Below are 26,457 nucleotides of genomic sequence, written 5' to 3' on the forward strand. Positions count from 1 at the left end.
TGACTCGTGCCGATGGCTGCCCCTCACCCTAACCCAACCGGGGTCGAGACCGGTGGCTCAACCCCGGTCGGTGGCGGCAGCCAAATGAGGGGCAAACCGAGGTCGGGAAGATCAATGGCGCCGTCCTTCAGCGGGCAGGCTCCGCCGCGACCGCCGACGCTCAGCCTATCGGTCTCCAACGGCAGCCCGATCCGGTGCATGAATATCTGCGGGCTGGGGCAATCGACAGGATGCTGAAATAGTAGAGGGTCCACATCGAGACGACCGCACTGCGGTCGCTGCCTGGAAATTTTTGCGCATATCGGGCGATGAGCCCGTCAAAGAATGCGACGTCGCTGAGATCCCTGAAAGCAAGAACGATGCCCGTCTGCGGTGGGGCACCGAGCAGCTTGCCGCGGCCAATAGGAGAACGCGCCATCGCCCACCACGCCGTCAACGGCCTGGTGGGCGACAGGATAATTGGCGATCGAAGTCGGGCGCCGAGACGCCCTACTCCGTCTTTGCCGCCATGCCTTACCACCGATACTTCAGCGTCCCGGTCATGTTGCGGCCCTGGCCGAGATAGCAGAAGCCTTCGTTGCAGACGGTGTCGCGCTCGTCGGCAATGTTGCGGATATTGAAGGCGGCCGTCAGACCTTCGTATTTCTTGTCGACCGCACCGAAATCATATGATGCGGATGCGTCGATGTAGAAGCTCGTCGGGTTCTTCGACGTATTGGCGGTATCCGTCCAGTTCTCGCTGACATAACGGACACCTGCGCCGACCGACAGGCCGTTGAAGGGGTTGGTTTCCTGGAACGTGTAGTTGGCCCAGAGGCTAGCGACATGCGAGGGTGTCAGGGCCGGCGTATTGCCCTCGTTTTCACCGCCGCCCGTCACTTCTGACCGGTTGTAGGTGTAAGCCGCGATAAGATCCCAGCCATCGGCTACCGCCGCGCGGGCTTCGAGTTCGACGCCCTTTCCGGTCACTTCACCGATCGAGCCATAGGCAAACAGCAGCGGATCGACCAGCACCGGCTTGTTCTTTTCGACGATGTGATAGGCAACGGCCGACAGGAGGATATCGGAGCCCGGCGGCTGGTATTTCACGCCGACTTCGTATTGTTCCCCCTCTGTCGGCGCCAGGATCTTGCCTGAGGTCGAACGGTTGGTCACCGGATCGAACGAGGTGGCGTAGGAGACGAAGGGAGCAATGCCGTTATCGAAGAGGTAGAGAGCACCGGCTTGCCAGGAGAAGGCGTTCTTGTCGACCTCCTCCGAGCTGACCGCGGGCAGGGTCGCATCGCGCGTCTGGTTCACCCAGGTCTGCCGGCCGCCGAGGTTGAAGCGCCAGTTTCCGACCTCGATCTGATCCATCGCGTAAAAGCCGGCCTGTCGCATGTCGGCATCGGAAGCCAGGATGCTATAGTCCGGCGTAGCGCCCGACACTCCATAAGTCGGATTGGCGATATCGAAGTCGAACGCCGGATCCGCGGCTCCGGCGCCGTAACCAAAGCTCGACTGGAGGTTGGTGTAGTCGAGCCCGAACAGCATCGTATGGGCAAGCGGGCCCGTATCGAACTTCGCCTCGAGCTGATTGTCGACCTGGAAGACGTTCATTTCGTCCCGGATTGCATTTGTGCCACGATGCGCGACGGTCCCGTTCCAGCCGGTAACGCCGAGATAGCGGGCCTCCAGGTCGAGATGCGAGTAACGCAGGTTCTGCCGGAAGGTCAGGCCGTTGTCGAATTCATGTTCGAACTGATAGCCGACCTGCTGCTGCTTGACCTTCTGGTAGTCGTAGTCGGGATCGCTCTCCCTGAGTTCGTGGAACTTGCCGTCCAAGGTCGTGATCGCGCCGACATTGGAATCGGTCTCGTCCGACTGCGCCAGACCGTACACCGTTAGGGACGTGCCCTCGTCAGGCTTCCAGGTGAAAGACGGCGCCAGGAAATAGCGGTCGTCGGCAATATCGAAATTCGTGTCGCCGCGGCGGGCGAGACCGACGATGCGATAGAGGAAATCGTCGTTGCCCTCACTGATAGGCCCGCCGAAATCGAACATCCCCTGCAGCCGGTCCTTGGTGCCGTAGGTAATGCCGACTTCGCGGATCGGCTCCTCGGTCGGAAGCTTCGATATTTTGTTGACGAGGCCGCCCGGCGATCCCGCACCGTAGAGAACGGAAACCGGCCCCTTGATCACCTCGACGCGCTGTAACTGATAGGGATCGGTGCGGAACATGCCGTAATTCATGTAGGGCTGGCGCAGGCTGTCACGAAAGTCGCCGACCGTCGTGATGTTGAAGCCGCGAATGTAGATCTGGTCGAAGCGCGGATCGAAGCCGTTCGGTCCGGTCGTCACGCCAGCGGTATAACGCACTGCCTCGATGACGCTCTGCGCGCCGCGCTGCTCGATTTCAGTCTCGGTGGTTACGGAGATCGAACGCGGCGTTTCGACGAGCGGCGTGCTGATCTTGGTCGCGCCCGCGCTGTTCTTGGCGGCGACGGACGTCCGGTCGGTCTTGCTATCAGAGGCTGCACCTTGAATGACGATTGGTTCCAATGCCGTCGCGGTGTCACCTGTGGTCGCGCTCTGGGCGGCAGCCGGCAAGGCTGCAATGCCGGTCGCGATCAGAGCTGTCGTGGCAAACAGGCTATCCCTGTAAATTCTGGGTACAATATTAGAAACATTCAAAAAAACACGCGCCATTCTTGGTCCCTACCTCACGGATGCGGGCGGAACCTATGGAGCGAAGGAAGCATTGTCAACATAAGATGATTATTTTAGTCACCTTTTATTGATGAAATCCATGGCTTTCGGCACTCCCGAACAGGTTGCACACGTCTTCGAGGCTTGGCCCGGCCTCAGCCTCGCTTTTCAAGCGTCCAAATCCACATCGAGTGAGCGCCGCTCTCGGCGGGACGCTGTTTTCCACGAGCGATTTCGCTGCAGATGCCGGCACCCGACTTATCACCCGAAAGTCCGTCCATTTGACAGATATCCTACAAGTATATATGTAATAACCAATCCTTTATCGACGATGCGAGGAAGCGACCCGGCATGACATTGAAATCGATGAAGCCGCTGACGCGCGCACCACTTTTGCACGTCTCCGTGCAGGAAAGTCTGCGCGCCTATATCGACGATAACGGCCTTGCCCCCGGAACCCTGCTTCCGGCGGAAGGAGAGCTTGCGACCCAGCTCGGCGTCAGCCGCAATTCGCTCAGGGAAGGCATCAAGGCGCTGGAATCGCTCGGCGTGCTGGAGACACGGCGCGGCGTCGGCATTTTCGTGAAGGCATTTTCCTTCGAGCCGCTTCTCGACAACCTCGCTTACGGCCTCGGCGGCGCCCTGCGGCAGATCGAGGAGGTTCTCGAAATCCGGCGCACGCTTGAGGTGGGATTGATCGGCAAGACGATCGATATGATTGGCGAGGAGGACATTGCCGAACTGCGCGCCACCGTCGATCGAATGCGCGCCCATGCCGAGCGCGGTGAAACCTTCGCGGCGGACGACCAGTTGTTCCACCGGCTGCTGTTTCGCTGCCAGGACAACGAGACGCTCGTACGGCTGATCGATGTCTTCTGGCTCGCCTTCTACAAGGCGTCGGATTTCGTCAACCTCGAAAATACCGATCCGATGGCGACGTGGCGCGATCACGCCGCAATCGTCGATGCGATCGAGGCAAAGGATCTGGAGGAGGCCCGCCGGCGCCTGGATCGCCATTACGAGGGAATTGCCCGGGTGATTGCCAATAACAAGACAAGTTCAAACATGGGAGGAACGCATGAAAAGACTGTCTAGACTATCCGCTGTCGCGCTTGGCGCCCTGCTGTCGACAACAGCCGTTCCGGCTCTTGTCGTTTCGGGCGCTGCAGCCTCGGCTCAGGCCGCCACCCTGTCCGGCGGCTTCGATGTCGGCCCGGGAGGCTTCCAGGGCAACTTCAATCCGCTGGCGGCGACCGCCGGCTTTACCTGGCTCAGCATCTATTACGAACCGCTGATCACCTATGACGAGAAGCTGCAGAAAGTCGTCGGCGCGCTGGCGAACGCCTACGAGATCAGCCCCGATCAGCTGACCTACACGTTCAAGCTCGCCGACGCCAAATGGCATGATGGCAAACCCTTTACCGCCAAGGATGCGAAATTCACCCTGGGCCTTGCGACGGATGCGAAAACCGGCTCGGTGCTCGCGGCCCGGCTGAAGGGCATATCGTCCGTCGAGGCGCCGGACGATCACACCGTCGTCATCAAGCTTAGCGCACCCAGCAGCAGTTTTCTCGACACGATGACCAAGATGATGATGCTGCCCGAGCATGCGCTCGCCGCGATACCGGCTGACCAGCTGGCGAAGAACACCTGGTGGTCCACCGCGCCGATCGGCACCGGCCCGTTCAAATTCACCAAATACGTCTCGGATCAATATGTCGAGCTTGCCGCAAACACCGATTATCGCGGTGGCAAGCCGGCGCTCGAACGCGTTATCAACCGCTATTTCGCCAACCCGGCCGCGGCGATCGCGGCGCTCCGATCCGGCGAGATCCAGTTCACCTATGTCGATTCCAACGACGTGCCGACCTTCAAGGACAATAAGGACTTCAAGGTCATGGAAGGCAACTCTTTCGTCGTCAACTATCTGGGCTTCAACCACGATTCCCCGATCTGGAAGGATCTGCGCGTCCGCCAGGCGGTGATGTATGCGATCAATCGCGATGCCATCATCCAGAGCCTCTATGGCGGTGCAGCCAAACCGGCCAACTGCGCCTATGTCGCCGAACAGCTGATACCGCCGGGCATCGACACCTATGCCTACGATCCCGAGAAGGCCAAGAAGTTGCTGAAGGACGCCGGCTGGGACCAGATCAACGGCGGTAAGCCGATCACGCTTCTGACCTATTACACCACGCCGCTTGCCACCAACGTTCTTGCCGCAGTCCAGGCGATGCTTGCCCAGGTCGGAATCAACATCGTGCCGCGTGCCGTCGATGCGCCGACCTATAACAGCATCGTTCTCAATGCGACGCCGGATATTGCCCAGTTCCAGATGGTTTACGCCGGGCTGCAGAACGGGCCGGATGCCGGAAGCATCAATGTCGGCCTCAACGAGAAACAGATCCCTCCGGCCGGACCGAATGTCGCCAGAGTGCGTATGCCCGATCTCACCAAGGCGCTGGATAGCGCGCTTGCCGAGCCCGACAGCGCCAAGCGGGATGCGGCCTACCAGGACGTCTGCAAGGTGATGAACACCAACCTGCCCTGGGCGACGCTCTGGGTGGCAAACCGTTACGGCATCGTCTCGACCAAGGCGAAGGATTTTGTCTGGACACCGGCGCCGGGCGGCGGCCCCTACCAGGCCGACCCGCAGAAATGGTCGATGGCCGAATAACGGTTTCCGCAAAGGCTCAAGGGTGGCTTCGGCCACCCTGACAGGACGGCCCGACAAGGCGGCCCAACAGACGGCCCGACAGACGGCCCGACAGACGGATTGACGATGCTCCGATACAGTCTTAGACGCCTGATCATAGGAACAGGCATGCTCGTCGCCCTGAGCATGCTGATCTTCCTGCTGTTGCGCCTGACACCCGGCGATCCGATCGATGCCTATATCGATCCGAACCTGCCGATGTCGCCGTCGGATCTTGTCGATCTGCGCCGACGCCTCGGGCTCGACCAGCCCTTGCCCGTCCAGTATCTGGGCTGGCTGCAGCAGGCGTTGGCGGGCAATCTCGGTTATTCGATCAAGCGTCTCGACCAGCCGGTTCTCAGCCTGGTGCTGTCGCGGATCGGGCCCACGGTGCTGCTGATGGGCACCGCACTTGCCTTCGCCATCGTCGCCGGAATCGCCTGCGGGGTGATCGGCGCCGTCCGCCGCAATTCGCTTGCCGATCTCTCCTTGTCGGTGGCAGCGCTTGCCGGCATTTCGAGCCCGGCATTCCTCAGCGCGCTGATCGGCCTCTATATCTTCTCCGTCCGCCTGCACTGGATGCCGTCGGGCGGCATGCTGACGCCGGGCGAAGAATTCTCGCTCAGTGATATGCTCCACCACCTGATCCTGCCGGCAGCGCTTCTGTCCGTCGCCCAAGCCGCATTGATCATGCGGTACATGCGCGCGTCGCTGCTCGAAGTTCTGAACCAGGATTACGTCCGCACGGCGCGCGCCAAGGGCGTTCGCGAGTTCTGGGTCATCAGCAAGCACGCGTTGCGCAATGCGCTTCTTCCGATCGTCACCCTGATCGGCTCCACCATCGGGCTTGCCATCGGCGGCGCCATCTTCATCGAAAGCGTTTTCAACTGGCCGGGCATGGGTCTTTTGCTGGTCGATGCCGTACAGACCCGCGACTACCCCGTCATCATGGGCGCGACACTCGTCATCGGCACTTGCGTTATCGTCGTCAATCTTTTGACCGACATCACCTATGCGGTCGTCGACCCGCGCATCAAGGTGGGCTGACCATGCTGGCCCGCGCCCCCCAGCACCGCAGCCCGGGGCCGCTTGCCCGCGCCTTCAGCCGTTTCATGCTCAACCGCGCGGCGGTTGCCGGCGTCTGCATGGCCGTTCCGATGCTGCTGCTGATCCTCTCCTATCCGCTCTGGTGGGCTTTCCAGCCGAATGACATCGATCTTCTGGCCATGAATAGCGGCCCGACGGCCACTCACTGGTTCGGAACCGACGGCGTCGGCCGCGATGTCTTCGCGCGGGTGCTCGAAGGCGGCCGGATCTCGCTGCTGGTCGCTATCGCATCGACCGCGCTTTCGGCGGTCATCGGTTTTCTCCTCGGGGCGATCTCGGCACTTGCGGGTCGTTGGGCGGACGCCGTCTCGATGCGCTTCGTCGATCTGGTGATGACCCTGCCGCCCGTCATCTTCCTGCTTGTGCTCGCCTCGATCGCCGGCACCGGCATCTGGCCGACGGTGCTGGTCATCTCACTGCTCTCCTGGCCGCTGCTGGCGCGGATGATCCGCTCCCGGCTGCTGGAATTGCGCGAGCGTGATTTCGTCATGGCCGCCCGCGGCATGGGCGCCGGCATCGGGCATCTGCTCTTCCGCCACGGCCTGCCGAATTCGATCGATATCCTCGTGGTTTATGCGACGCTGCAGATCGCCAACGCCATCCTGCTCGAGGCCGGCCTGTCCTTCCTCGGTCTCGGCATCGCCCCACCGGCGGCAAGCTGGGGCAACATGCTGAACGCCGCCCGCTCCACCGCCGTGCTCGAACAATATCCGTGGCAATGGCTCTTCCCCGGCGGCGCGCTGGTCCTTGCCGTGCTTGCAATCAACTTCATCGGCGATGGCCTCAGAGATGCCTTCGACCCGCGTGCCGAACTGAACTGACAATCGAAAGAAGCGAAAATGGCCAAATTCAAGGGTGTCGTCCCCCCCGTCGTAACGCCGCTCAACCCGGATCTCACCGTCGACTACCCCTCCTATACCAAGGTGCTCGAACATCTGATCGACGCCGGCTGCCACGGCGTATTCGTGCTGGGGTCGACCAGCGAAGTCATCTTCCATGACGAAAAGACACGCCGCGAAATCATCGAGCATTCGGCCAAGGTGGTGAACGGCCGGGTGCCGCTGATCGTCGGCGTCATCGATCCGACCACCGATCGGGTCATCGCCCATTCGAAGGTCGCAAAGGCTGCCGGCGCCGACGCTGTGGTCATGACCGCTCCGTTCTATACGGTCACCAGCCAGTCCGAGATCCTCGATCATTTCCGTTATGTCAGAGATGCGGTGGACGTTCCGCTCATCGCCTACGACATTCCGGTCTGCGTTCACGTCAAGCTGCAGCGCCAGACCGTGGTCACGCTCGCCAGGGAAGACACCATCATCGGTCTCAAGGATTCCAGCGGCGACGACGGCAACTTTCGTTATGCGCTTCTCGATCTCGCCGAGCACGAGGACGTCTTCCTGATGACCGGCTCCGAGATCGTCGTCGACACCGCCCTGCTGATGGGCGCCCACGGCGTCGTTCCCGGCATCGCCAATGTCGATCCGCACGGCTATGTCAGACTCTGGGATGCCGCACAGCGGGGCGATTGGGCCGCCGCAAAGAAGGAGCAGGAGCGGCTCTGCCGCCTGTTCGAAATCGTTTGGGTCGCACAGGGCCGTGTCAGCGGCGGCGCATCGGGCATCGGCGCATTCAAGACCGCCATGCAGCGCCTCGGCATTATCGACAGCGCCGTCATGCCGCGGCCGCGCGCCTCGCTGAACGATGCGGAAATCGCACGGATCGACGAGATACTGCGTGCAACCGGCCTGCTGAGCTGAGCCGGCCGATGGAACAGACGGCCGAACCGGTACTCGACATCAGGGGATTGCGAACGATCTTCCGCATCCGCGGCGGCGAGATCGCGGCGGTCAACGATATCGACCTGACGGTCGCCGCCGGCGAGACGCTGGCGCTCGTCGGCGAATCCGGCTCCGGCAAGTCGGTCACCAGCCTGTCGGTCATGCGGCTGCTGACCCGCAACATCGGTGTGATCGCCGCCGGCAGCATCCGCCTGACGACGAGAAGCGGCGCGGTCCGCGATCTTGTTTCCCTGGATGAAGAGAGCATGCGCAGGATCAGGGGCGACGACATCGGCATGGTGTTCCAGGAGCCGATGTCGAGCCTCAATCCCGTTTTCACGATCGGTGTCCAGATCGCCGAGCCGATCTGCATCCATCGCGGCGCGAACCGGAAGGCCGCAATGAACGCAGCCGTCGCCTTGCTGGAAAGCGTCGGCATACCGGATGCCCGGCGCCGCGCCGGCCAATATCCGCACGAATTGTCGGGCGGCATGCGCCAGCGCGCCACCATCGCCATGGCGCTCGCCTGCGATCCGGCCCTGCTGATCGCCGATGAGCCGACCACGGCGCTCGACGTGACGATCCAGGCGCAGATCCTCGATCTGCTGCTCAAGCTGCAGCGCGAGCGCGGCATGGCCATGCTCTTCGTCACCCACAATCTCGGCGTGGTCGCCGAAATCGCCCATCGCGTCGCGGTGATGTATGCCGGAAGGATTGTCGAGCAAGGGCCGGTCGGCGAGGTTTTCCGCAATCCGAAGCATCCCTACACGATGGGCCTTCTCGCCTCCATGCCGCGGCTTGGCGAGGCATCACGGATGAAACAGGCCGGCGAAAAACTCTCTGCCATTCCCGGCATGGTTCCGAGCCTGATGAACATGCCGAGCGGCTGCGCCTTTTCCCCACGCTGCAAATTTGCGATCGACGCCTGCCGTGCCGCGATTCCGGCACTCGTACAGGTCAATCCGCAGCACCGCAGCCGCTGCATCAGATGGCAGGAGATCTAGATGAACGCGCCCCTGCTCTCCGTCCGCGACCTGTCGAAACATTATACGTCCCGCGGCACGCGGCTCAACATTCTTGAGGGCATCTCCTTCGATATCGCCAAGGGGGAGGTCGTCGGACTTGTCGGCGAATCCGGCAGCGGAAAGACTACGATCGGGCGTTCCGTCCTTCGGCTGGTCGAACCTTCCTCGGGCAGTGTCCGCTTCGACGGACAGGAACTCACCGGACTTTCCCCTTCGGCGCTGAGGCGGCAACGGCCGCGCATGCAGTATATTTTCCAGGAACCCTTCGCCAGTCTGTCGCCGCGCATGACGATCGGCGAAATCCTGACGGAGGGCCTGAAGATCCAAGGGATCGGATCGGCACGCGAGAGGCTTGAACGAGCGCAAGCCGCGTTGGCCCAGGTCGATCTGCCTGCCGATGCGATCCATCGCTACGCGCATGAATTTTCCGGCGGCCAGCGCCAGCGCATCGGCATCGCCCGGGCATTGACCTTGTCGCCCGAATTCATCGTGGCCGACGAGCCGGTCTCGGCCCTCGACGTGTCGATCCAGGCGCAGGTGATCAACCTGTTGCGTGAGCTGCAGCAGCGGCTTGGCCTTACTATGCTGTTCATCTCGCATGACCTCGCCGTCGTCGAATATATCTGCGACCGGGTGATCGTGCTCTATCTCGGCCGCATCATGGAGATTGCGCCGAGTGCCGATCTCTATGCGAGACCGCAGCATCCCTATACGCGCGCGCTTCTCTCGGCGATCCCTTCACCCGATCCGGATGCCCGCCGCGACAGGCAGATCCTGAAAGGCGATATTCCAAGTCCGGCCAATCCGCCGAGCGGATGCGTCTTCCGCACGCGCTGTCCGAGTGCGCTCGAGGCCTGCGCCAGTGCCATTCCGCAATTGCGGCAAATCGCACCCGGCCACTTCAAGGCCTGCATACGCGACGATCTCAACTGATCTGCCATCCATCGGGGAGACAACAGATGAACGCGAAGACGCCGCATTCCACCATCGGCGGAAACTGGGCGAGCCTGCTTCTGCCGATTGCGGCCGACGACAGCATCGAATTCGACAAGCTCGGCGAAGAGATCGACATCCTTATCAAGGCCGGCGTGGATGGTATCTATTCGAACGGCACGGCCGGCGAATTCCACAACCAGACGGAGGAGGAATTCGACAGGATCCAGGAGATGCTGGCGGGACGCTGCAAGGCTTCCTCCATGCCATTCGTGATCGGCGCCTGCCAGCCCGACCCGCTGATCATGCTCAATCGCGTCCGCCGCGCTGCGGCACTCGATCCCCGCGCCATTCAAGTCATATTGCCGGACTGGTGGCCGCTCACCGATGCCGAAGCGGTTGACTTCCTGAAACGGGCGGCCGACGTTGCCTGCGGAATTCCGCTCGTCCTCTACAATCCGCCGCATGCAAAACGGGTGCTGGCGCCAAAAGCGCTGGGCATGCTCTGCGCGGCAGTGCCCCAAGTGATCGGCGTCAAGCTGGCCGATGGAGACGGTTCCTGGTACGCGGAAGCACGCCAGCATCTGTCCGGGCTTTCGCTCTTCGTCCCCGGCCATCATCTCGCAACCGGCGTCAGGCAAGGCGTCGCTGCCGGCTCCTTTTCCAATGTGGCCTGTCTCAATCCCCGCGGCGCTCAGATCTGGACGGTGTCGATGCGAAACGAACTCGACGCCGCACTCGAACTGGAACGACGCATCTGCGCGTTCATGGACGCCCATATCGTCCCCTTCCGCCAACAATTCGGCTATTCGAACGCCGCTCTCGACAAGCTTTTGAGCGCCATCGGCAATTGGGGACCCGTGGGCACCCGTCTGCGGTTTCCTTATCGTTCGATCGACACGGAAGAAGCGGTCAGGTTGCGGCGCATCGCCCGTTCCGACCTTCCCGATCTTTTTCCCTGAGGTTCTTCGGCGTGAACAGCTGCCTCCGGGAGTAAAGACTGAAGCGATACAGATCCAGGCGATCTGAGATCGCAACAGCCGCCTTGAGCGAAGAGAAGAATTTTCTGTTGTCGCAAATGAAAAATCTGATTTACTGATATTCCGCTGCTTGGCTTTAAGGGGGATATTGCCGATGCTGGGGACCCGCAGGGAAATTTTGCTTGGTGGTTTGGCGTTACTTGGCGCCGGTGCGGTCGGCAGACCGGCATTCGCCGCGGCGTCGTCCTATTTTGACGGCACCATCGTCGACAATGGCGTGACGTTCCGAGGGACCAACTTCGCCAAGATCGACAGGAAGTGGCACCGCCAGGTCGTCAAATATTTCAGCAGCGAGCCGATCGGCACCGTCGTCGTCGATACAAGGCATCATTTTCTCTACGTGATCATGGAGAACAAAACCGCCATTCGCTACGGCGTCGGCGTCGGCCGCGAAGGCTTCAAGTGGTTCGGCCGCGCCACGATCGACGCCAAGTCGCTGTGGCCGCGCTGGACGCCGCCGCCGGAGATGCGCAAGCGCCATCCCGAACTGCCCGAATTCGTCGCAGGCGGTTCACCGAAAAACCCGCTCGGCCCCCGCGCCATGTATCTGCATCGCGACGGCGTCGACACCGGCTATCGCTTCCATGGCACGCTTGAGCCTTGGAGCATCGGCAAGGATGCTTCCAGCGGCTGTATCCGCATGTTCAACGAAGACGCCATCGACCTTTACCAGCGTTGCCCGATCGGCACGGCCGTGCAGGTTCTGCCGCATATTGCCGACCAGGCCGAAAGCACCACGCAGGTCAGCCAAACAACCCCGGTCGAATAAGGAATATCACCTGATGTCTGCTACGACCGGATATGCGAGCCGCCTTCTCACCGCGGCCATGCTCCTGGCACTTGCCGCCTGCTCCACCACGGAGATCGCTTCCCTGGAAGAACCCACTGCCGCGCCGATGACCGGCCAGACCAACGATCCGGCGCCCGGCTTCGAAAACGTCGCGGCCGGAAGCGAAGAGGATTTTATCCTCAACGTCGGCCGGCGGATCTACTTCAAGCAGGATTCGGCCGCACTCGATTCCGTCGCCATGGCAACCTTGGACAACCAGGCCAATTGGCTCAACAGGAACCCGACCTGGCTGCTCAAGCTGCAGGGATTTGCCGACGATTCCGGCTCCGCGTCCAAAATGGAAACGCTGTCGCAGAAGCGCGCCGATGCAGCGATGGCCTATCTCGCCTCGAAGGGCGTCGATCCGAAGCGCATGTGGGCCAAGGGCTACGGCAACGACCGCGAAGTTCGCGACTGCACGGATCGCTCCTGCAAGGTACAGAACCGGCGCGTTGTCACCAATCTCCGCACCCAGCCCGACGCGGTCAGACCGCGCCGCCTGCCGCATCGGCGATAGAGCCTCTGACATCCAAAGCGCGTGGAGATCGTAAGCCGAATTCACGAGCGATCTAACCGTTATGCACCACGAACTGCACATTCTACAGATGAAGCTTCTGCGCTAGCTCGCTCCTCAGCCGTTGATGTCTTCGTCGAGACTTGCGACATCATCAAAGAAAGGATCGCGCGCTGGCGACCCCCGCGCTTCGATCGTTATTTGCGGCGAAAGCCCTCTTGGCAACGAGATTATTAGGTTGCTACCTAGCATCATATTCAGCAACGGGGGATCACAAATGACTTTAATTGCTGGGCTCGTAAGGCCCCCATATTTTCTCGCTGTTGGAGACGCACTCCTTACGACCAACTCCCGCATTCACCACGACGCTCCAATTCCGACACAACGGTTACCCAACGAGACCGAACAAATGTCTGATAGTGGCCTGTGGGTCGCAGGCCTTGCTCGGAAAATTTTCCCAATTGGCTCATTTCTGGTTCTAGGCTGGAGTGGAACAATGGGTGCCTACGAGCATTCATTCAAGTTTCTATTCGCAAACTCCCCAGATGTTATGCTGAGCTTTTCCGATTTCCAGCATTTAGTAGAGAACGCGAATCTTCCTCGCGGTTCCGATGCTAGTTGGTTCATCTTCGGCATATCTAAGGACTACGGACCGGTTTCCGTTTCTCACAATATAGCCAAAAGCACTCCAAAAGAAGGCAGTTTTAATTTGCTTGGCGGGTCTGGACGGAAGCATTTTGAACAATTTTTAAATGATCAAGCCATAGTCCCACTAGACGGAACTGGTTTGTTCGCTGAATTGCTCGGCGCATGTGCTAAATATTTGCTGGCCCAACATCGGCAGGGACGCTTTCTGAAGGAAGGGGTTGGAGGCGCTTTCGACATTATAGTAAGTGGAGAATCGGCCTTTGAGCAACTTGATCACGTACTATATGTATTCCGCGATTATTGGGACGAGAGCGAAGCAAACCTTGTCCAGTGCGACGCACAATACGTTACTAAAACAGGCTGTACTTTCAGCAAAATCGATGCAGTATACTACGCAACTCATTTAGGCAGATCGCTGTTTGTGGGTCGCTGGCATCAAGGCGGACCAGATTTCTTTGAAATCGAAACGCCGTACCTGGAGCCTCGACCGTTGGAGAAAACGCCACATATGTGGGGCGTCGATTATGTTGTAGAAACTCTGACTCACTATACTGGGAAAAGGCCAGTCTCGATCCTTCCATCTTCAGAAGAATATGATTTTCAAATCGACGCCAGCGGTCATCCGCAGCTAAAATTTCCAATGGAGCTCTCGCAAGAATGCGAGCAAGCTCTGCGAAACTGTCTGGAAGCTCGGCGGACTGACACAGGCAAGTGAAAGAGAGACCTCCTTGCCGACCAAGTTGGGAATCACTTACGAGACCCTGCCACGCTGCACCAACATGAGATCGCCCACAACAATCCCGGCATCAGTCGCTATTGCGAGCGCTTCAGATAGTCTGCTTGAAATATCAGGAGAATGCAGCCTCTAGCTAATGCGAAGGCGGCAGCACGTGGGTGAGTGGTGAGGACAGATCAACGACGAACCGGATATCCGCCGCATTCGGTGCCACGACCAGCTGGTAGTCGCCAGGTTCGGCGCGGAAGGCGCCGGCCTCGACGTCGAAATAGGCGAGGTCGCGCGGCAGGATCTTCATTGTAGCCGTGCCGGTCTCGCCGGGCTGCAGCGAAAGTTTTGCGAAGGCGCGTAGCTCCTTGTCCGGCCGCTCCACTTTGGTCTTCGGCGAACGCACATAGAGCTGCACCAGTTCGGATCCCGCCCGGTCGCCGGTATTGGTCAGGTCGACACTGACGGTCACGCCTTCGGCGCCCATTTCGCCAGCCGACAGCCGCGGTGCACCCCAGGTGAAGCGGGTATAGCCAAGGCCGAAGCCGAAGGGGAAGAGCGGCTCGACGGCATGGGTATCGTGATGACGGTAACCGACGAAGACGCCTTCGGCATAACGCACATGCCCATCCTTGCCGGGATAGACGGCGGGATCGCCTGTGATGGCGGAATTGTCGGCCAATGCCTTCGGGAATGTCTGCGGCAGGCGGCCGCCGGGCTCGACATCGCCGAACAGCACATCGGCGAGCGCATTGCCGAGTTCCTGCCCCGGATACCACATCTCGAGCACGGCGCGGACCTTGCCGAGCCAGGGCATTTCCACCGGGCCGCCGGTCTGCAGCACGACGACGGTATTGGCGTTGGCGGCCGCCACGCGCTCAATCAGTTCCTCCTGCCGGCCCGGAAGCCGCATGTCGGGCAGGTCCAACCCCTCCGTATCCCATTCGCCGTCGCGGCCAACGAAGAGAAGCGCCACATCGGCATTGCGGGCCGTCTCGACGGCTGCCTCGATATCGGCCTCGCCGAGCGGTTTTTCCACGCCGAAACGAACAGCGATGAGGTTGATGCCCTCGCCGCTCGCGATGGACGGCTCATACGCGACCGTCAGCTGATAGGCTCGGCCGGCTTCGAGCGCCACGCTGCCGCGCTGTTCGTCATTGGCGGTGCCGAAATAGTTTTCGCCGCGTGTCCAACCCTCATGGCCGTCGACCGTGAGCCTGCCATCGACGAAGAGCCGCGCCAGGCCGGCATTGGTCATGCCGAAGACATGATCGCCGCTCTCCTCCGGCACGTACTGCATGGTCATCCTGGCCGAGAAATCGGCAGGGTCGAGTTCGCCCGATGGCAGCTCGAACCAGAAGAACTCGCCCTTGTCGACGGTCTCGACATGCAGCGGCTCGCCCTTGCAGCCGCGTCCCTTGAAATATTCGACGGTGATCTTTCCCTTGAACACGTCGATTAGGCGATTGTGGCGGCAGCCGACCGCATGGCTGATGCTGTTGGCATTGGAAAGGGCGGCGCGGATGCCTTCGAGCGGGCTTACCGTATAATGCGCCGCGATCTGCGCACTGCCGCCGCCCATGACGCGTGCGCTCGCCGCATTCGGTCCGATGACCGCGATGCGGTCGAGCGAGGTCTTGGCAAGCGGCAGGATGCCGTCATTCTTCAGAAGCACCGCGCCCTCGGCACCGAGGCGCCGGATCAGTGCACGATCCTCCGGCAGATCGATTGCCCGTTCCGTCAGATCGGGCTTGTTCTCGAAGGCGCCAACGCGCTCCAGCAAAACCAATATGCGCCGCGCCGCGGCGCGTACCGCAGCGGCTTCGACCTTGCCCTCGCGCACGGCAGCGACCAGCTTTTCGCCGCGGTCGCGCGCCGGCCCCGGCATTTCGAGATCGAGGCCGGCATTGATCGTCTCGGCGGTCGAATGCGAGCCGAACCAGTCGGACATCACGATGCCGTCGAAGCCCCATTCCTCGCGCAGCACCTTGGTCAGCAGCCAGCGATGCTCGCTGGTATAGGTGCCATTCAGGCGGTTATAGGAGGACATGACGGCCATGACGCCGGCGCGGCGCACCGGCTGTTCGAAGGGCGGCAGGTAGATTTCGCGCAGCGTCCGCTCGTCGATATCGGAAGACATGGTCTGCCGCTCTATCTCGGATTCGTTGCCGGCGAAATGCTTGATCGTCGCCGCGATCCCCTCGCCCTGCACGCCGTCGATATAGGCGACGGCCAATTCGGCCGTCAGCATCGGATCCTCGGAATAACATTCGAAATTGCGCCCGTTGAGGCCGGAGCGGTGGATATTCACCGTGGGCGCCAGCAGCACGGCCGCACCCTTGCTCTTTGCCTGGCGCGCAAGGGCTGCGCCCATCTGCGAGACGAGATCGGGATTCCAGCTGGCGCCGAGCGCAACGGCGACGGGAAAGCACGTCGCCTTGACGCCGGCGACCAGCGAACCGGCGCCGCGTGCGCCGTTCGGCCCGTCCGTCACCTTGATCTTCGGCACGCCGAGACGCTCGACCGGAACGGTCGTCCAGAAATCGGCGCCGGATAGCAAGGAGACCTGCTCCTCGAGCGTCATCTGGTCGAGAATGGAATCGATCATGCAAACCTCCCAAGGAAATCCTTAAACCTACCGATTACTCGGTATTTTTAAGATGTCAATCCGGCAAGCCTGATGTATGGATGGAGAAGCATGGAAGAAATCGGGCGACGGCGCCGATGGCCGCGCCAAGGGGCAGACAGGAGACGATGGCAGAATTGTCGGAACAGCAGACCGGAGAGGAAAAACGACGGCGCCGATCCCGCAAGGGAGAGACACGCCGCGCGGAAATCCTGACGGCGGCGATGCGGCGTTTTGCCGAAGACGGCTACCAGAATGCGGCAATCGGCGACATCGCCCGCGATGTCGGCCTGTCGCTGCCCGGCCTGCTGCATCATTTCCCCACCAAGGTCGATCTGCTGCTCGCGATCCTCGCCAAACGCGATCTCGAAAGCGCCGATTTCATCGGACATTATCGCTCCGATCTCAGCGGCCTGCTCCAGGGCATGGTCGCCGTCTTCCGCCGCAACACCGAATTGCTCGAGGTCGTCAGGGCCTTCGCCATCCTGAATGCGGAGAGCCTGATGAAGGACCACCCCGCCAAGGCCTGGTTCCTCGCCCGCGCCACCCAGATGCAGAGCGACATCGCCGCGACCTTCGGACGGGCGATTGCCGACGGCACGATCGACGCCAAGATCGATGGTGAGGCGATGGCCGCCGAACTCATCGCAGTGATGGACGGCCTGCAGATGCTCTGGTTGCGCGACCCCACCCGTTTCGACATGGTCGGCGGCCTGGAAGCCTATGTCGGGCGGCTGCTGGCAAGCCTCGGTTTGGAAGGCTGATCACATAGAGCTTCATCGAAGCGGGCCAACCAATCCATGATGCGGCTGACCGCTTCGTGATATCTTTGCCCGACCAGCAAACCGGTATGCGTCGTTCCCCGGAGACCCAGATATTCGCCGCCAATGTGGCGTGCCGCCGCCCTACCGCGGCGATCATCGTCTTCACCGCCGACAGCCGAGATGACCAGGCTGGGGCATGTGATCTTTTCGCCATCGACGGAAATTCCTTCCGCCCCGAAATGAAAGGAAAATGCAGCGAATGCCTTCGCCGATTCCATCGACAGGTACTTCCGCTGGAACGCGATATCTTCGAGCGTTTCATCGGCGCTGCTTTGCTCCTCGCGCCCCGGCGCCGGCACGACGAGGTCGGGCATTCGTGGCGCAAGGTCACGATAGGGCACCTCGGCATGCACTTCCCTGCAAATGCTGGAATCGATCAACACCAGCCCGGCAATCCTGACGTTTTCCGCCAGTTTCTGGCTAAGGATTCCCCCCATGCTGAAGCCGATCACGATTGGGGCGACTGCGCATTCCTCAACGATGTCGAAGATCGCCTCCCGGATGTCGTCGAGGTAATCCTCAAAGGTCACTTTGGTCAAATCGACCGATCGGCTCTTGTAGTGGCCGCGCAAGTTGAGGCAATACGCTCTCCATCCGGCCGATATGAAGTGAGGAATGTACTTGCTCCACATCCAGCTCCCGGTGAAGGCGCCGTGAACGAAGAGCAGAGGCGGCCGGACGGAATGATCTGAGCCCTTGTCCCCATGGAAAACGTCTAGAAGCAGGTCGTTCTCTCCGATGTATTTCGTCGTGTGCTCGGGCAATTCTTTCGCAAAGTCCCGCATGCCGCTTACTCCCTTCGTATTGGCAGACATCGCCCGCGGGCTGCGCCTCGCTGGCCCGCGGCTTCGGGAACAAAGGATATTTTATACGCAATATTGATCAATTGCCCATGTTGGACATACATAAAGGACACAATATCTCTAATCTGGGTGCTGCATGGAAAGCCTCGCGAGCATTTTTGCCCTTGTCTACGCTGCCGAACAGCAGAGCTATGTGGGGGCCGCGCGCGTCGCCGGAGTTTCGCCATCCGCCATCGGAAAGGCGGTCGCGCGTTTGGAAAGCCGGCTGGGCGTGCGGCTCTTCAACCGCACGACACGCAGTATCAGTCTGACCGAGGAAGGGGCGGTCCTCTACGAACGCTTCAAGCGCATCATCGACGATATGGAGGATGCCGAGGCAACCATCGTGCGTAGCCGCGAACGCCCCAGGGGACGCCTGCGGGTCAGCGTGCCGCATATCGTCGGCCATCACTTGCTGATGCCGATCCTGCCGATCTTCGCGGCGCGATTTCCGGAGATCGAACTGGACATCGATTTCGAAGACAGGGTCATCGATCTGGTCGCCGAGGGCCTGGATGTCGTCGTGCGCAGCGGCGAGCTTGCCGATGCACGGTTGATCGCCCGCCGTCTCGGCGATCAGCATTTCGTCGTTTGCGGCAGTTCCGACTATCTCGAGCGTCGCGGACGGCCGGAGACGCCTGATGATCTCGCCCGGCACGCCTGCATTCACTTCAAATATCCATCCAGCGGCCGGATCGCGCCATGGGCATTCCATCCGCCATCTGAGCGGCTGCTTTTGCCGAGAAGCCTGACCTTCAACAACACCGATGCGGGACTGCGGGCAGCGCAGGACGGCCTCGGGCTCGCGCATCTGCCGGTCTATGTCGCCGAGCCGCACATCCGAGCCGGCACTTTGATCCCCATCCTCACCGCCTTCATGGCGCCGTTCGGCTCGCTCTCGCTCGTTTGGCCATCCAACCGGCAGCTTTCGCCGAAAATCCGCGCTTTCGTGGATTTCGTGGTCGAGAATTTTACCGCCCGACCCGAGGCATTTCGACCGGCGATAAACTTGTCCCGATGATCAGATCTATGCGAGCCGATCGTTTCGATCGGTGCTGCAACGCCTTGCCTTTCGCCCGCAGTCACCGCCCACCCGGTAACGCCCGGCATCGGAATTTACTGAAATTGAGCGGATTCAACAGGCGGCCGGCCGAGCCGATATCAGAACTCCTCCCATGACGCCGCCGCGGCAGTCGCCGTAGCAGTGCGGTCGCCAAAGGCGCCGGCGAGCTTCTGGCCGAGTGTGCGCGCCGGCGAGGCAACCGGTCTGCTCTGTGGGGAGGCAGCACGTGGCGCAGCCTGTGCGGCGTCGAGCTTGAAACGGACGATCAACCGGGCGAGATTGGCCGCCTCTTCCGCCAGCCGGTTGGTCGCGGCCGTGGATTCCTCGACCATGGCCGCGTTTTGCTGCGTCACCTGATCCATCTGATTGACCGCGGTCGAGACCTCGGAAAGGCCGGTCGACTGTTCTCTTGCGGCCGTTGCGATCGAGCGCACATGCTCGTCGATCTTGACCACCTGGTCCTGGATGTGGCCGAGCGCCTCACCGGTCGCCGTCACCAGCTTCACCCCGGATTGGACTTCACCGCTGGAGCGGTTGATCAGCACCTTGATGTCCTTGGCGGCATTGGCCGAACGCTGCGCCAGTTCGCGCACTTCCTGCGCCACGACGGCGAAGCCCTTGCCGGCTTCACCGGCGCGCGCCGCCTCGACACCGGCATTGAGCGCCAGAAGATTGGTCTGGAAGGCGATCTCATCGATGACGCTGATGATCTTGCCGATTTCGCCCGAGGCCTGCTCGATCCGTCCCATGGCCGACACGGCCTGGCTGACGACATCGCTCGACTGACCGGTGCCCTTCTTCGTCTCGTCGACCATGTGACTGGCTTCCAATGCACGCTCGGTCGAATGCTTCACGGCGACGGTGATCTCTTCCAACGCGGAGGAGGTTTCCTCCAGCGACGCCGCCTGCTGCTCGGTGCGCTGCGACAGATCTCCGGAAGCGATGCGCATTTCGCCGGCGCCACCATTGATAATGTCGACGGCCGCACGCACCTCGCCAAGAACGGCGCGCAGGTTGGTCATGGTTGCATTGACATTGTTCTGCAGCTCCGCGAAGGAACCCTGGAACTCGCCGCGCATATTCTCCGTCAGGTCGCCATTGGCCAGCGCCGAAATAACCCGGCGGGTTTCCGCAACGCCATGATCGACCGAGGCGATGAGCTGATTGAGGCCGACGACGATGCGGTTGAGATCGGGATAGCCGAACTCCTCAGGTGCACGATGCGTGAAATCGCCCGCCGCCGCCGCCGTAATGGCCGCGTCGATGCTCTTCTGCATTTCGATGACCTTGGCCCGCTTATCCGCGCCGGCGGCATCCAGTTCGCGCACCTTGGCGCCGTTCTGCTTGAAGACTTCGACGGCACGGGCCATCTCACCGATTTCGTCGCGTCGGCCAGCGAAAGGAATGTCGGCGTCGAGATTGCCGCCGGCGAGATCGTTCATGCTCGTGGTGATCCGGCCGATCGGCTTTGCGATCGCCCGGGCGCCAAACACGGCGGAGCCGATCAGCGTGGTGATCGTCAGCAGGCCGATGCCGAGATTGAGAAAGAGAACCAGAACGGCGGCGGCATCCGCCTCCTCCCCGGCCTTTGTTGCCATCGCCTTTGCCGAATCCACCCCTTCGTCGAGCAGCTTGGCCGCCTCATCCGAAATCGCCATTAGCTTTGCCTGAGAGTCCTTCTCCTTTGCGTCGAGGGAAGTGTCGCCAGCTTTGAGGGCGAGTTTTGCCTTGGTAATTTCGACCATGTCGCCGGTAGCGTTGAAAAGGCTCTCGGCCAGCGTTTTGAGCTTCACGATCCGGTCCCTGTTGACCTGCATCCGCAGTCCGCCCATGGCATCGTCAAGGTATTTGATCACCGAGTGATGGCGGGCCGCGAGGTAATCGGCGGCCTTGGCGATCTCGGCGGCGGAGGCGGCGAGACGCAGATCGCGCACCCCGACCTGCATGCCCCGCCATGAAGCCTTGGCATCGACCAGGTCGCGGGAAACGACCAGCTGGCCCTCCTGATATTTCGCGCGTTCATAGACGTGCTGGCCGCCCTGCCAGACGGTGAGAAGCATCACCGCCACCAGGAAAATGCCGATGGCGGAAAGGGTGGCCAGTTTGGTGCTGATGCGCGAAAAAATGCTTGCGGGCATGTATCGGGTCCTGCTGAGCGCGACAGGAGTCCTCATATCCCCTGCCCGCCACGGAATGGGTGATCGACTTCATTCGACCGCCATCTATGCGCCCGGCCTTTCGAGATCGCCTCCGCGTCGAAGGGATCACTGTCGCCATGGCCTCGGCCCACTAACAGTCGATAAACATATAATAAAAAGTTCCCCTTTCGCCGGGCCGGGAACTTGGATGCGCGATCGGGATAGGGTGCGCTGAAAGTGGATATGCTGGCGACCACTCTCCCCCTCTTGCGGGCTGGCCGCGCCGCACGCGACTGGGATGGCTCGCGTCAGGATTGCCTGTCGATGACCGTGACGTGCAGGGCATCGAGTATAGGACCGAGTGCCGACAAGCGGATGAGATCCAATGCAGGGCTATCGGCTTCAAGGCTTGCCGTAGCCCGGTCATAGACAGCAACGCACTGCTTGTTGGTGATCCGCGACATATAGAGGATACCGTCAAAATCGGTGCGATCGTAGATTTCCTGACTGAGGCGACGTCCGCTCATCTGCGCCCTTGCCCGAACGGCATCTGTCGACACCCCGAGCAAGTTTGCACCCTCGTAGCGCAGATCGAGCAGGAAAAGCGGAGCCTGGCTTCGGACAGCTGCGATCGAATAGCGGTCGAGTTCCTCCCGCAGTATCAATCGCCCGGTCTTGCCCTGGAACCGGTCACGAACAATCGTTTCCGCTACCGCAGTCGCTGGATCCTGAGCGAGGTAGAGCAGCCGGAACTTATCCTTGGGGCTCGAAAAACGCGTCTTGCCCCCATGCCTAGCGGCGTTCCCGCATGAGCGCGAGAGATTATCCTGACATAGTCGGGACGTCGGCCCGGACGGCGAGACGTTGCAGGACGGCTTTGTCGAGCGTCATTGCGCAGCGAAATAGGTCTGAGCTGCGTCAACAACCTCGTCCGCGCGATCCTGTTTCAGGAGGCCTATGGGTCTGCGCCCGCCCAATATAGGATTCGACTGGCTGAGCCACAGCCATGCGACGCGCTGATTGGAAACGAGAGCGCTGATCGTCCCTATGCCTTTTGCAGGGCGCCCGTCGATGAATTGTTCAACCGGGTAGACGTGTTTTCTCGTTCCCTTCAATAGGGCGATGACCTCGCCGGCATGCTGCCAGCGATTAAGGGTGGAGCGCGCAATTCCGAAATCGCGCTGGAGTTCGCTTGCGCCGGCAACCGGCCCGGCCCAATCCTCGAGCTTGCGGGTGACCGCAAGTTCGCCCAACAATCGCTCGCCCTCCTCCGCAGTGACGATCTTCCCAAGTCCTTCGCCTCCGGACGATTCCACCGCTGTTGGAATCTCAAGCGCGATCTTGCCGCCAGTCGGCGCATCACCGAAAGTCTCCACCAGGCCGCGAATGCGTCGGGCCAGCTCGCCCTGGCGCTTGCTGAGTTCACGTCGTGCACTGATCGGAAGATCGACAATGGCCGCCGCGGCCGCTCCCGCGATTCTGGCGGACAGGGCAACCGAGCCGGACTCGAATGTGGCGTCGGCTTTCAGCACATCGGCGACTTTGGCGGCAACGCGATCGGCGACCTGCGCCTGACGAGCGCGATCCGGCTGCGTTTGGGAGCCAACCATGAAACTACCTCCGTTCTTTTACGACCTGATATAGTCTCAAATGACCAATTTGTCCAGTTTGTCCCATTTAAGCGACTGCAGGCATGATCGAACTCGCACCGCCGCGCTGGAGCGGGGGTGCGAGTTCTCTCAAGAAGGAACCGTCAGGCCTTCAGCAGCTTCCAGGTCCGGATCTCAAACGGCATAATGTCGGCGGGGCCTTTCCGGTCCATCGGCTCTTCAAGAATGTTGAGCGGCTGCGAGGCCGACCATCCGGACGGCAGGGCGACAGAGAGGCGGCCGCGCCGGCCGGCGGGTTCGTAGAGGCGCAGGATCAGGCCATCGCCCTCTTCGGCCGGTTTCAGGCCCGAAAAGGCGACGGGCGTGCCGGCAACCGCGAGCGGCGTGAAAGTGCTTGTGGAGAGACCCCTGGCTTCGGTCACCACAAGCGGCTGGTTGAGATCGATCGCCTCATCAAGCACGCTGCCTTCATGCCAGGCGCCTTCATGCGGCATCAGCGCATAGGTAAAGCTCTGCTCGCCTTCATCGGCCAGCGGATCGGGATAGATCGCCCCGCGCACGAGGCTCATGCCGATCACATTGCCGCGGGCGCTGTGGCCGTATTTGGCATTGTTGAGCAGTGCGACGCCGAAACCCGGCTCGCTGATATCGACGAAACGATGGGCGACGGCCTCGAACATCGCCTGCTCCCAGGAGGTGTTGGTGTGCGTCGCCCGCTCGACGATGCCGTAAGCGCATTCGAACGTCGCTTTCCGGGCCTTTACGTCGACCGGGTTGAGGGTGCGCAGCAGGGTACGCCGGTCGTGCCAATCGATCGTCGTTTCGATGTCGAGCCGCTTGGCATTGGCCGTCAGCACATAAGTCTGAGTGACGCTCGAATTGCGGTAACGATGGACGACGCGGATCGCCGCGCGGTGCGGGCCGCTTTCGACGAGGGAGATGCTTTCGGGCGTGTCGAGCCGGACGGCCTTTTCGGCATAATCGGCGTCGATATCCCAGGCGTCCCAATTGCGGGGCTTGTCGGCTGGATAGACCCAGAGCTGGTTTGCCGAACCGTCGACCGCTTCGCGGCCCGTCGCCTTGTGGACAAGGCTTGCAACCGCGCCGTCCTTGCCGATGACGACGGCGAGATGGTCGTTTTCGAGGCGCTCGGGGCCGGCCTTCAGCCCACCCGCCGGCTGCAGCGCCTGCCTGTCGAAGACCGCGACGGACAAGGGGGCAACGATATCGCCGGCCGAAACGACGGTGCCGTCGGCAAGCGTGGCGCTGACGGGCCGCGGCGCAAGCGACGGATTGACGACGATCAGTGCATCGGCAACACCACCCTTCGGCAGATGGGACGACAGCGCCTGCACGGCCTTTGCCTGCTCGGATTTGGCGTTGTCGAGGACCCCACCGAGTTCCTGCTCCGCATCCTGGTAGACCTCGCGGATGCTCGATCCCGGCAGGATATCGTGGAATTCGTTTTTCAACACCACGCGCCAATCCGCTTCGAGGCTTCTCGGCTTGTCGGCACCCAGCATATGGGCGAGCGAAGCCAGCGTTTCGGCGGTGATCAGCGCACGCTCCGCCTGGCGGTGCTTGCGCTTGACGCCGCTTTGGGTCGTCAGCGTGGCGCGGTGCAGTTCGAGATAGATCTCGCCGTCCCAGACGGGGAGGTTCTTTTCCGCCGCGGTCTGATGCGCCTTCTCATAGAAGCTTTTGACGGTACCCCAGCGCGCCTGCGGGATGGCGGGAAAATCGCGCAGCTGCACCTCGCGCTCCACCATTTCAGGCGTCACGCCGCCGCCGCCGTCCCCGTAGCCGACGGCCAGAAGCGAGGTATCGTGCTGCACCTTGCCGCGGAAATTCTTCCATGTCGGCAGATAGCAATCTGCCTGCACAAAGCCGTTATATCCCTGCATCGGATTGTCGAAGGTGTGGGTCAGCACCTGGCTGCCGTCGAGGCCCTTCCACCAGAAGAGATCGGAAGGGATATGATTGGTCTCGCTCCAGTTGACCTTGATGGTGAAGAAGCTGTCGATGCCGCCCTGTTTCAGGATCTGCGGCAGGGCGCCGGAGAAACCGAAGCAATCCGGCAGCCAGCACACCGTATGGCGGGTGCCGAAGGTCTTTTCGAAATAACGCTGGCCATAGAGAACCTGACGGACGAGGCTTTCGCCCGTGGGCATGTTGGTATCGGGCTCCACCCACATGCCGCCGACGGTTTCCCACTTTCCTTCCGCGACCTTCTTCTTGATCCGTTCGAGAAGCTCCGGATCCTCCTCTTCCATCTGCGCGTAATAATGGGCAGTCGACTGGTTGAAGCGGAAATCGGCCGATCGCTCCATCAGCGACAGCGCCGTGTTGAAGGTGCGCCGCATCTTTCGCCGCGTCTCGCGATAGGGCCAGAGCCACGCGAGGTCGATATGCGCATGACCGGTCAGCAGCAGCTCGCCATTCGGCGGAAAGCGCTTCTGCAATTCCTTCAACCGCGCCGTCAGCACCTCGAACGCGGAAGCCGCCGACGCACTCTGCTCGTCGGAGAGACCTGCCGGGTTCGCCTCAAGCTCCGGCAGCTCCCAGATCTTCTGCTGCATCACGGCATCGGAGGTGCGGGAGACGTAAGCCGCCGTATCCGATGGCCAGTCGAGGCTGCGCAAGGCCTGCTCGGAAGCATCGACCAGATGCGGCACGACTTCATGCTCGCCGAGCACCTCGATCGCCTCTGAAACCTGCTTCAACAGAAGATGCAGGCGATGTGCCGGGCCATCGAGCCAGATCAGCCGCGCCTTGTTCAGCCGCGGCGCCCGGTTCGGCTCCCCGAACGGAAAGCGAGCAACGCTTTCCGTCGCAATCGAAAAGCGGCGACCCTTGACCGGAAATTCCTGGTGGTAGGGATCGAGCCCGAATGTCTCGCTTTGACCATCAGGATAGCCCAGCGTGATCAGGCTCTCGCCGCCGAGATCGAGCTGCAGGCGGATATCTTCGAGCGGCCAGCCCGCCGGCGCCTCCGCATTCGCGGCAAAATGCACTACGCCCTGGCGATGCGGCCAGTCCTGATGATGAGCGATCGGCTCGCCTTCGAAGGTCCAGCCGTCGACCGGGCTATTCTGCCGATCCCGCCAATGCGCCAGCTCGGCAATGCGGACTTTGAGGCGATCGAGGCGTTGGGCAATGGTCAGGGGCATGGCTTATCCTGTTCAAAAATCGGCGGCGAGCGATCCGGAATCATGGCTTTGGGAGATAAAGATGGTGCGACAGACATCGCGAATTGCCGGCCCTCCTCCCAGCGGTCCGCCGAGTCTTAGATTAAGTAACTTTGATTTGGCGTCAAGAGAGGAAAGCCACCTGGGATAAGACAGTCCTCGGTTTGTGGCGGCTAATTGGCCCA

The 26,457-nt window shown here is 61.3% G+C and carries 20 protein-coding genes and 1 pseudogene; 13 read left to right on the forward strand and 8 right to left on the reverse strand.

All coding sequences use genetic code 11. The annotated features are described in order from the left end of the window. Positions 1 to 155 precede the first annotated feature (155 nt). A pseudogene (locus AMK05_RS35915) lies at positions 156 to 524 on the reverse strand (siderophore-iron reductase FhuF); the annotation flags it as partial. Then, positions 514 to 2,688 (reverse strand): TonB-dependent siderophore receptor, encoded by a 2,175-nt coding sequence (locus AMK05_RS32815; RefSeq protein WP_064844891.1) that lies wholly within the window; start codon positions 2,686 to 2,688, stop codon positions 514 to 516. The gene AMK05_RS32815 and the pseudogene AMK05_RS35915, both read right to left, overlap by 11 nt. A 351-nt stretch (positions 2,689 to 3,039) precedes the next feature. Between AMK05_RS32815 and AMK05_RS32820 the strand changes: the two genes are divergently transcribed. From AMK05_RS32820 to AMK05_RS32870, 11 genes are all read left to right on the forward strand, one after another. Further along, complete coding sequence (locus AMK05_RS32820; protein WP_064844893.1) at positions 3,040 to 3,783, forward strand: FadR/GntR family transcriptional regulator; 744 nt, start codon at positions 3,040 to 3,042, stop codon at positions 3,781 to 3,783. Continuing rightward, on the forward strand, positions 3,767 to 5,365 hold the full coding sequence (locus AMK05_RS32825) for an ABC transporter substrate-binding protein (RefSeq protein ID WP_064844895.1): 1,599 nt from the start codon (positions 3,767 to 3,769) through the stop codon (positions 5,363 to 5,365). Before AMK05_RS32820 ends, AMK05_RS32825 begins: the two co-directional genes overlap by 17 nt. A 105-nt stretch (positions 5,366 to 5,470) precedes the next feature. After that, the gene (locus AMK05_RS32830; RefSeq protein WP_064844897.1) at positions 5,471 to 6,430 is read left to right on the forward strand and encodes an ABC transporter permease; all 960 of its coding nucleotides are present in this window, start codon (positions 5,471 to 5,473) and stop codon (positions 6,428 to 6,430) included. 2 nt (positions 6,431 to 6,432) lie between these two features. After that, positions 6,433 to 7,311, forward strand: a complete 879-nt coding sequence (locus tag AMK05_RS32835; RefSeq protein WP_064844899.1) for an ABC transporter permease — start codon at positions 6,433 to 6,435, stop codon at positions 7,309 to 7,311. Between the two features lie 18 nt (positions 7,312 to 7,329). Further along, a complete protein-coding gene (locus tag AMK05_RS32840; protein ID WP_064844901.1) occupies positions 7,330 to 8,247 on the forward strand; it encodes a dihydrodipicolinate synthase family protein in 918 nt (305 codons plus the stop codon). Between the two features lie 8 nt (positions 8,248 to 8,255). Beyond that, the gene (locus tag AMK05_RS32845) at positions 8,256 to 9,272 is read left to right on the forward strand and encodes an ABC transporter ATP-binding protein (protein WP_064844903.1); all 1,017 of its coding nucleotides are present in this window, start codon (positions 8,256 to 8,258) and stop codon (positions 9,270 to 9,272) included. Continuing rightward, positions 9,273 to 10,226 (forward strand): ABC transporter ATP-binding protein, encoded by a 954-nt coding sequence (locus AMK05_RS32850; protein WP_064844905.1) that lies wholly within the window; start codon positions 9,273 to 9,275, stop codon positions 10,224 to 10,226. A 26-nt stretch (positions 10,227 to 10,252) separates the two neighbouring features. Further along, a complete protein-coding gene (locus tag AMK05_RS32855) occupies positions 10,253 to 11,188 on the forward strand; it encodes a dihydrodipicolinate synthase family protein (protein ID WP_064844907.1) in 936 nt (311 codons plus the stop codon). 172 nt (positions 11,189 to 11,360) lie between these two features. Beyond that, positions 11,361 to 12,035, forward strand: a complete 675-nt coding sequence (locus AMK05_RS32860) for a L,D-transpeptidase (protein WP_064844909.1) — start codon at positions 11,361 to 11,363, stop codon at positions 12,033 to 12,035. Positions 12,036 to 12,048: 13 nt separating this feature from the next. After that, on the forward strand, positions 12,049 to 12,612 hold the full coding sequence (locus tag AMK05_RS32865) for an OmpA family protein (RefSeq protein ID WP_064844911.1): 564 nt from the start codon (positions 12,049 to 12,051) through the stop codon (positions 12,610 to 12,612). 493 nt (positions 12,613 to 13,105) lie between these two features. Next, positions 13,106 to 13,972, forward strand: coding sequence for a hypothetical protein (locus AMK05_RS32870; protein WP_064844913.1), 867 nt, complete (start codon positions 13,106 to 13,108; stop codon positions 13,970 to 13,972). Positions 13,973 to 14,126: 154 nt separating this feature from the next. On the opposite strand, the gene AMK05_RS32875 is transcribed toward AMK05_RS32870, so the two are convergent. After that, positions 14,127 to 16,589, reverse strand: coding sequence for a glycoside hydrolase family 3 C-terminal domain-containing protein (locus AMK05_RS32875; protein WP_064844915.1), 2,463 nt, complete (start codon positions 16,587 to 16,589; stop codon positions 14,127 to 14,129). A 146-nt stretch (positions 16,590 to 16,735) separates the two neighbouring features. On the opposite strand from AMK05_RS32875, the gene AMK05_RS32880 reads away from it, so the two are divergent. After that, a complete protein-coding gene (locus AMK05_RS32880; RefSeq protein WP_064845041.1) occupies positions 16,736 to 17,371 on the forward strand; it encodes a TetR/AcrR family transcriptional regulator in 636 nt (211 codons plus the stop codon). Here AMK05_RS32880 and AMK05_RS32885 read toward each other — a convergent pair. Then, a complete protein-coding gene (locus AMK05_RS32885) occupies positions 17,329 to 18,216 on the reverse strand; it encodes an alpha/beta hydrolase (RefSeq protein WP_064844917.1) in 888 nt (295 codons plus the stop codon). The genes AMK05_RS32880 and AMK05_RS32885 overlap by 43 nt on opposite strands. A 154-nt stretch (positions 18,217 to 18,370) precedes the next feature. On the opposite strand from AMK05_RS32885, the gene AMK05_RS32890 reads away from it, so the two are divergent. Next, positions 18,371 to 19,294 (forward strand): LysR family transcriptional regulator, encoded by a 924-nt coding sequence (locus AMK05_RS32890; protein ID WP_064844919.1) that lies wholly within the window; start codon positions 18,371 to 18,373, stop codon positions 19,292 to 19,294. 140 nt (positions 19,295 to 19,434) lie between these two features. Here AMK05_RS32890 and AMK05_RS32895 read toward each other — a convergent pair whose 3' ends face one another. The 4 genes from AMK05_RS32895 to AMK05_RS32910 all read right to left on the reverse strand — a co-directional run bounded on the left by AMK05_RS32895 (position 19,435) and on the right by AMK05_RS32910 (position 26,254). Further along, positions 19,435 to 21,474, reverse strand: coding sequence for a methyl-accepting chemotaxis protein (locus tag AMK05_RS32895; RefSeq protein ID WP_064844921.1), 2,040 nt, complete (start codon positions 21,472 to 21,474; stop codon positions 19,435 to 19,437). Positions 21,475 to 21,782: 308 nt separating this feature from the next. Further along, positions 21,783 to 22,220 (reverse strand): RES family NAD+ phosphorylase, encoded by a 438-nt coding sequence (locus AMK05_RS32900; RefSeq protein ID WP_064844923.1) that lies wholly within the window; start codon positions 22,218 to 22,220, stop codon positions 21,783 to 21,785. A gap of 141 nt (positions 22,221 to 22,361) precedes the next feature. Continuing rightward, positions 22,362 to 23,084 carry an antitoxin Xre/MbcA/ParS-like domain-containing protein gene (locus AMK05_RS32905; protein ID WP_064844925.1) on the reverse strand — a complete coding sequence of 241 codons (723 nt, stop codon included), beginning with the start codon at positions 23,082 to 23,084 and terminating at the stop codon, positions 22,362 to 22,364. Between the two features lie 143 nt (positions 23,085 to 23,227). Next, the gene (locus AMK05_RS32910; RefSeq protein ID WP_064844927.1) at positions 23,228 to 26,254 is read right to left on the reverse strand and encodes an alpha-mannosidase; all 3,027 of its coding nucleotides are present in this window, start codon (positions 26,252 to 26,254) and stop codon (positions 23,228 to 23,230) included. Between the last annotated feature and the right edge of the window lie 203 nt (positions 26,255 to 26,457).

It is taken from the genome of Rhizobium sp. N324 (assembly GCF_001664485.1).
Taxonomy (GTDB): domain Bacteria; phylum Pseudomonadota; class Alphaproteobacteria; order Rhizobiales; family Rhizobiaceae; genus Rhizobium.

What these genes read in the sequence shown, in the direction of transcription:
- AMK05_RS32815 (WP_064844891.1), bottom strand. Translation starts at nt 2,688, where the DNA reads ATGGCGCGTGTTTTTTTGAATGTTTCTAATATTGTACCCAGAATTTAC.
- AMK05_RS32820 (WP_064844893.1), top strand. Translation starts at nt 3,040, where the DNA reads ATGACATTGAAATCGATGAAGCCGCTGACGCGCGCACCACTTTTGCAC.
- AMK05_RS32825 (WP_064844895.1), top strand. Translation starts at nt 3,767, where the DNA reads ATGAAAAGACTGTCTAGACTATCCGCTGTCGCGCTTGGCGCCCTGCTG.
- AMK05_RS32830 (WP_064844897.1), top strand. Translation starts at nt 5,471, where the DNA reads ATGCTCCGATACAGTCTTAGACGCCTGATCATAGGAACAGGCATGCTC.
- AMK05_RS32835 (WP_064844899.1), top strand. Translation starts at nt 6,433, where the DNA reads ATGCTGGCCCGCGCCCCCCAGCACCGCAGCCCGGGGCCGCTTGCCCGC.
- AMK05_RS32840 (WP_064844901.1), top strand. Translation starts at nt 7,330, where the DNA reads ATGGCCAAATTCAAGGGTGTCGTCCCCCCCGTCGTAACGCCGCTCAAC.
- AMK05_RS32845 (WP_064844903.1), top strand. Translation starts at nt 8,256, where the DNA reads ATGGAACAGACGGCCGAACCGGTACTCGACATCAGGGGATTGCGAACG.
- AMK05_RS32850 (WP_064844905.1), top strand. Translation starts at nt 9,273, where the DNA reads ATGAACGCGCCCCTGCTCTCCGTCCGCGACCTGTCGAAACATTATACG.
- AMK05_RS32855 (WP_064844907.1), top strand. Translation starts at nt 10,253, where the DNA reads ATGAACGCGAAGACGCCGCATTCCACCATCGGCGGAAACTGGGCGAGC.
- AMK05_RS32860 (WP_064844909.1), top strand. Translation starts at nt 11,361, where the DNA reads ATGCTGGGGACCCGCAGGGAAATTTTGCTTGGTGGTTTGGCGTTACTT.
- AMK05_RS32865 (WP_064844911.1), top strand. Translation starts at nt 12,049, where the DNA reads ATGTCTGCTACGACCGGATATGCGAGCCGCCTTCTCACCGCGGCCATG.
- AMK05_RS32870 (WP_064844913.1), top strand. Translation starts at nt 13,106, where the DNA reads ATGGGTGCCTACGAGCATTCATTCAAGTTTCTATTCGCAAACTCCCCA.
- AMK05_RS32875 (WP_064844915.1), bottom strand. Translation starts at nt 16,589, where the DNA reads ATGATCGATTCCATTCTCGACCAGATGACGCTCGAGGAGCAGGTCTCC.
- AMK05_RS32880 (WP_064845041.1), top strand. Translation starts at nt 16,736, where the DNA reads ATGGCAGAATTGTCGGAACAGCAGACCGGAGAGGAAAAACGACGGCGC.
- AMK05_RS32885 (WP_064844917.1), bottom strand. Translation starts at nt 18,216, where the DNA reads ATGCGGGACTTTGCGAAAGAATTGCCCGAGCACACGACGAAATACATC.
- AMK05_RS32890 (WP_064844919.1), top strand. Translation starts at nt 18,371, where the DNA reads ATGGAAAGCCTCGCGAGCATTTTTGCCCTTGTCTACGCTGCCGAACAG.
- AMK05_RS32895 (WP_064844921.1), bottom strand. Translation starts at nt 21,474, where the DNA reads ATGCCCGCAAGCATTTTTTCGCGCATCAGCACCAAACTGGCCACCCTT.
- AMK05_RS32905 (WP_064844925.1), bottom strand. Translation starts at nt 23,084, where the DNA reads ATGGTTGGCTCCCAAACGCAGCCGGATCGCGCTCGTCAGGCGCAGGTC.
- AMK05_RS32910 (WP_064844927.1), bottom strand. Translation starts at nt 26,254, where the DNA reads ATGCCCCTGACCATTGCCCAACGCCTCGATCGCCTCAAAGTCCGCATT.